Below are 5962 nucleotides of genomic sequence, written 5' to 3' on the forward strand. Positions count from 1 at the left end.
CTCCCGTCTCCTGCGCCCCTCCCGGAACTGTCCACATCAGTGTAGCCAATCCAGGGCGGTGCCCGGGGGATGGAAAAGCCCGCCGGTTCGGAGCGGGCTTCGTCGGGATCCCCTCGCTAGAACGGGATATCCTCGTCGTACAGGCCGACAGCGGGCGTGATGTGTAGGCGGCCTGCGTCGGCGCTACTCCTCGGAACCCTCCGGCTTGATGGTCGACAGGTCCATATGCCTGCGAGCCTAGAAGAATATAAGCCAGATCGTACCCAAGAGCAGGGAGACATATCCCACAGCGGTCACGAGGAAGTCTATGAAGGCGAGGGCCGCGGCAGTATCGACCCGGATGCCACAGGGAGCCAAGTTCGATGCGAACCCATGCAGGGGATACATGGCACAGATGAGGCATATCGATTCGAGACCTGCCGCCAACAGGGGATTCACCCCCGCCAGCTCCCTCGGATAGAACAAGCCCATCAGGACGGAATCCGCCACCAGCGCCGCCCAAATCAGGAACACGCCGACCTTAAATGCCTTGGTGTCCTCGACCAATGCCAGGGGCATCATGCAGCCTAAGAAATCGAGCAGCAAGGCCGAGGCGATCAGCGGGACTACCATCAGTCTGCCAGGCTCTCGGCGGAACCGGCATCCATATCGGATTTTGCCAGCAGACCGCTCAAAAGCGACGGCAGATCGACACCGGTGCTGTCCTTCAGACCGGATGCCACCTGGTCGACAATCGTGGTGGTCTCCTTCACGAGTTTCTGGGCGTTGCCCGATCCGTACATCTTGATGGAATCGACGGCGGTGAGGGGCTTCGCAACCTGCTCGGCTACCTTGGGCATGATGTCGATGTAGCGGTTGGCGAGCAGGTAGGGGTTATCCATACCGTTGTACGCCTCGGCTTGGGCCTTGATGCCCGCCGCGACGCCCTCGCCGTGGGCCTTCTCGGCCGCACCCTCGGACTCGCCCTTCAGGCGCGTAGCTTCGGCCTCGGCCTTCGCTCGGGCCTGGGTGCCCTCGGCGTCCTTTTGGGCGGAATACAGCTCGGCGTCGGATTGGTTCTGGCGCTCGATACGGGCGGCTTCGGCCTGCTTCGTGCGCTTGTAGAGGTCGGCTTCGGCTGCCTGCTCAGCTGCATAGCGGTCGGCTTCGGCCTGCTTCTTCACGGTCGCGTTCAGCTCGCGCTCCCTCACGTCCGCTTGGCGCTCGGCGAGCTCGACCTTCTTGGTCTCCGCGGCGATCTCGGCCTCCTGCTGGGCGATATAGAGCTCGCGCTGCTTCTCGGCCGTCACGGTGGCCTTCACCATATCGGCCTCGGCTTTTGCCTTGTCGGCCTGTTTCTTGAGGTCGGCCTGCTTCAAGTCGAGCTGGTTCTGGCGTATGGCGACCTCCTCGGCCGCCTTGATCTGCGCCAGCTCGGCTTCCTTTTTGATTTCCGCCGCCTGGTCGGCGCCCATGGAACGGATGATGCCCTGGGAGTCGGAGAAGTCCTGCACATTGAAGGTGCGCAGCTCGAGGCCGAGGTTCGCAAGGTCGTCCTTGGAGCCGTCGAAGACCTTTGCGTTTAAGCTCTCGCGGTCGCGCATGAGCTCCTTCAAGTCCATCTGGCCGATTACCTCGCGCATCTTGCCCAGCATGACCTCGGTGACCTGTCGAGTCATCTCCTCCTTATCCATGTTCAGGTAGTTCTTGGAGGCGGTCTCGATCAGCTCGGGGGTCTGGCCGATCTGGAAGTTCGCCACAGCGCAGGCGTGGATGAGGATCGCGTCCTGCGTGGGGATATCATTCTCGGTAGTCAACTGCACCTGCACGGCACCCAGCGAAAGGGTGTCGACGCGCTGGAGGAGCGGGATAACGAAGGTACCCTTGCCGGAGACGGAGCGCATCTTGCCAGCACCTGAAACAATCATGAGCTTATCCGGCGGACATTTGCGCCAGCAGGACTCGAACACCATCATCACGACCAGGATGCCGATGATGATGGGGAGCAGGTCGAAGATTACAGATTCGAAGAGCATCATAAGGGTTTCCTCCCCTTCAAGGGCGGCTCAAAAAGAGCCGCCCGTTTATAGACAATTTCGTCAGTGGGTGTCAGGGCGGCTATACGGCCACCCCGACACCGGTTCAGTCAAACCATGGGGACTCAAGACGGCGGACTATCTTTGCGTCCAGAATAATTTGTATAAGACGAGAATCAATGCCGCCGTGAAGAGAAGCTGCAGACAGAAGAAGTAAAACGCGGCTTCTATAATTATGTTGTTGGCTGTCATCAAAGTCTCGAATGCTTACCATGTCTTGTCTGTTTCCGCGTCGGAAACAGACTCGCTCTGATCGTCCGAACCGACATCAGACGCGTCTCCGTTTAGGTCGACATCGACGACGACGTGGTTGCCGTCAGCGGAGACCACGGCGGCCGTCGCGTTCTCGGCTTATGCCGGAGGGGCGCGATGCAGCCAATTGATGCAGCGACAATGGCCAGGGCGACGAGCGGCCTCACTCTGCGGCGGGTAATTTCATTTCCATTCTCCATTCTTCCCAGAGCAAACAATTCCTCGACGCCGCCCGACCTTCGCCCGTGAGAAGAGGTGTTTCTCAGGGCGGCGCCGCCCCGGGGAATGTATCCGATTAAAATGCACGCAGAATATGCTTGGGCTAGTTTTCCAAGGCCAGGATGCACGCCCTGATATACGCGCTGGCAGTGAGGTTTGAGGGCAGAATCTCCGGATGTGCCGCGCGAGCGCTCACGAGTCCGGTCATGAGGTCCTTGTACACCTCGTAGGGGACGAGGGCCGTCCGGCTATAGCGCGTGGCACTCATCGATCGCTTGGGGTTGTCCAAAACGGAAAGATCGAGCTCCCCACCGTTGATACGGTCGCGAAGTGCATCCTCGATGACACGGCTGACATTGGCGTCTCTCCTGGGGCCGCCTTTCAGTTTGAGCTCGAGAACGCGACGCTCGAGGATTTCAGCCTCGAGCGGCGAAGTCGAGAAGGTGACCCTCTCTTTTTTGGATCCAGAAGAAACCTTGTTGGGTGTGGGGGACGCCGCGGGTTTGGATTTGCGAACGCTCGCATGGGAAATGGGCGACGCGGGTGCGTTGTCCTGAACAGGATCTTGCGGGGCGGGTCCCGCGGGGCGGAACGCAGAACGATTCTGTGCCCCAAAATTTGGCAAAGTGAAGCGTGGCGCATTGCTCATCATGTCGCCAACGAGGTTATCGGGTAGGTTAGAAGCCACAGTTACTCAACTCCTTCGGTTTCACCGGCTGCGGGCTTGAGCTCGCACCAGTTCATGATGTTGCCTACAAGGACGTCATACTCGAAAGCTGCACCCTTGAGGACGTTCATCTCGTAGATGCTGCGGCCGTTCGCCTGCGCGTCCTGGATGGCGACGGTTATACCAATTCGGCGCTGGAAGACCTTGAGGCCCATTTTGGGGAACTCTTCGACCATCTGGGAGGCAAAGGCCCTCGCGAGCTTGGCGATACCGCGATAGAGCGTAATGAGGACGGCGGGGGCACTAATCCATGCAACATCATAGGAATCGGATACCGCGCTGAGGAGCTCGAGGGTCTGCTCGACGGCCTCGGTGCCGAGCCTGTCGGCGGTAGTCGGGATGACGAGATGGGTGGCGGCAATGGTGGAGGAAATCGTCGAGAAAGTCATGCCGGGCTGGGTGTCGACAACGACGGCATCGAAGCCGTGCTGGGAGACGGCCGACTCTATTGCGCGCGTCAGAGAGTACTCATTGATCTCGTTGCCCTCGAGGTCCCTCTCGTCAGAGACGTTGGCCAAATCGAGATCGCCGGGCACGGTCGCCTGACCGTCCTCGGTGCAAACCACTTGGACGCCCTTGAGGAAGCTAGAACTGCAGCAGGTGCCTTTCGCGACGCAGTCCGACTCGATTCGCCCAAGCGAGCCCTGGGGATCCATATCCACGGCTAGGACCTTGAGGCCGCGGCGGCGAAGTCCGTCGGCGATTGCGTCTGCTGAAGTCGTCTTGCCGACGCCTCCCTTCTGGTTGGTGAACACGATCACAGGGGTGAAATTCGGCATAGTGATTCCTTTCAAATTGAAATTGAAAACAATTAGAGCCAGAAAATGCCTAGGAGCGACTGGCGATGCTCATGACCACAAGAGCGATCGGGATGGCGATGAGGCACGCCGCCGCGCCGACAATGAACTGAAGGACGGCGTAGGCGAGCCCGCTCGCAAAAAAGGCTACGAGCGCGCCGAGCCCCAAGATAAATTTGATGATTGAAATGTAATTAGGATAAGAAGACATATAACCTCCAATGCCCTAGCTGGACCGATGGCGGAAAACCCGCATTGAAGATTGTTATTAAATAATAACAGAACAACGTCACTGATGAACTGTGAAATAGATGAATAAATGAAACGGCGAAAAAGATAAAGGTGCTAAAACGGAATACAAGAACTTCAGAAAATACGAGGAAGAGAAATACGTATTCAATGAACTAATGAAGGACGTAAAAACGTAACTGTGTAATAACGTAGCCGTGTAATTGCATAACTGTGTAACTACGTAACAGTGCAATAACGTGACTACGTCATAACTTAATATCAAATCATTGTACTTGTGCCTTACGTCCTCATCTTGAGTAGCTTTCCTATAAAGGCCTCCACCCGGAATCGTCCTCTTCCCCATCGTCGAATAGCTCGAGCGCGATCGCAGCGGAAGTAATAAGAAGCAGTAAAGCCAACCCATCTAGCTGAAAAAGGTAGCTCATGCCGGCGAGGGCAAGAAGCAGCCCGACTGCAAGTAGGATAATGTTACGGGTCATATGCGTACCCGCCAAAAGATTACGGCGCTCACGCGGCATCACCAACGATGATGCCGTAGAGATCGTCATCTGAAGCTATCAACGCGACTATATGGTTTCTCCTCCTGATGACGGTCCTCTTGGACACGCCCAGGAGCGCGCCGATCCTCTCGCATGTCAGGTTGTCGATATAGGACAGCTGGAAGATAGATCCGAGTCCCGGCTCGTAATCGTCCAGCGCCTCGACGACGACCATTACGAGATTCAATGTCGAATCGATATGCAGGACGCGGTTCCTCATCCGCTCCCTCTCATTCGATCGGGACGGCAGCTGCCTGAGCGCTGTCTCGCACTGGCTTCTGATCGAGGCCAGATGTCTCAGCTCGGACAGAACGCATCTGACGCGCTCCTCTCGGGCACCGATGCCGCCATCGTCTGAGGAAAGAGACGAGCCATGGTTCTCTCCCTCGATCCCGACGATTGCAGATTGTCCATTGCTTTCGGTTCTAATCAGCCTTTCCCGCGAGTTCCCTTCCATGTCACTTCCCCTTTCGACATTTATTCAATCGTTCGTTCAGCAGCTCACAGCGAAGATGTGGCCTGTTTGCGGGCCAGGTCTATCGCAGCCTCCTTGTTATCGCCGCGATAGACGATTCCGTTCGCATCCACAACCGGATGGACCGGCCCGTCGCCGATAATGAGCCAGGCGCCGTCGGGAGCCCTGCGCAGGTGCTTTTCGCCGCGGCCCGCTCGCTGGCGTGCGGCCTCGACCATCTTTTGGCAGCCCTTGACGCTTGTGTCGATCAGCCATTTTCGCAGCTGAGGCATGAATTTGTCCTCGCAGCCGGCATCCTTGGCCTCAGCCTGCCGGCGAGCCCAAGCAGTGCCGATCTCGTCGGCTCCGAAGCCCAGACGACGCAGCTCATCGTAGGGCTGGCGTGCGGCGTCGAGCTTGTTGCGGTTGATCGTCTCGTCGGCGATTTTCCTGAAATCGCCTGCGGTATCGACCTGAGAGTCCATTCCGGGATAGACGTCCGGTTGGTTGGTTTGAAAATCCATCCATCCATCCGTCCAATCTTCTGGATAGTCATTACTTATAGGTATATAGGGGGGCTCACCTGAAAAAATTGCAGGTGAGGAAGAATCTTCACGTGAAGAAATTTCAGGTGAGGAAGTATTTTC

General features: G+C 57.4%; 7 protein-coding genes. All 7 read right to left on the reverse strand.

What is annotated here, in order from left to right; genetic code table 11:
• Positions 1-237: 237 nt before the first annotated feature.
• Positions 238-612 carry a hypothetical protein gene (locus I2D41_RS00865; RefSeq protein ID WP_154247918.1) on the reverse strand — a complete coding sequence of 125 codons (375 nt, stop codon included), beginning with the start codon at positions 610-612 and terminating at the stop codon, positions 238-240.
• Positions 612-2018, reverse strand: coding sequence for a flotillin family protein (locus I2D41_RS00870; protein ID WP_195247180.1), 1407 nt, complete (start codon positions 2016-2018; stop codon positions 612-614). The genes I2D41_RS00865 and I2D41_RS00870 overlap by 1 nt, the downstream gene beginning before the upstream one ends.
• Before the next feature lie 631 nt (positions 2019-2649).
• Positions 2650-3234, reverse strand: a complete 585-nt coding sequence (locus I2D41_RS00875) for a hypothetical protein (RefSeq protein ID WP_195247178.1) — start codon at positions 3232-3234, stop codon at positions 2650-2652.
• Positions 3235-3236: 2 nt separating this feature from the next.
• On the reverse strand, positions 3237-4052 hold the full coding sequence (locus I2D41_RS00880) for a ParA family protein (protein WP_156597185.1): 816 nt from the start codon (positions 4050-4052) through the stop codon (positions 3237-3239).
• Positions 4053-4101: 49 nt separating this feature from the next.
• Positions 4102-4281, reverse strand: coding sequence for a hypothetical protein (locus tag I2D41_RS00885; RefSeq protein ID WP_195247176.1), 180 nt, complete (start codon positions 4279-4281; stop codon positions 4102-4104).
• Positions 4282-4829: 548 nt separating this feature from the next.
• Positions 4830-5318 (reverse strand): hypothetical protein, encoded by a 489-nt coding sequence (locus tag I2D41_RS00890; RefSeq protein WP_195247174.1) that lies wholly within the window; start codon positions 5316-5318, stop codon positions 4830-4832.
• Positions 5319-5362: 44 nt separating this feature from the next.
• Positions 5363-5839, reverse strand: a complete 477-nt coding sequence (locus I2D41_RS00895; RefSeq protein ID WP_195363233.1) for a hypothetical protein — start codon at positions 5837-5839, stop codon at positions 5363-5365.
• Positions 5840-5962: the final 123 nt, after the last annotated feature.

It is taken from the genome of Collinsella aerofaciens (genome assembly GCF_015552075.1).
Lineage (GTDB): Bacteria > Actinomycetota > Coriobacteriia > Coriobacteriales > Coriobacteriaceae > Collinsella > Collinsella aerofaciens_Y.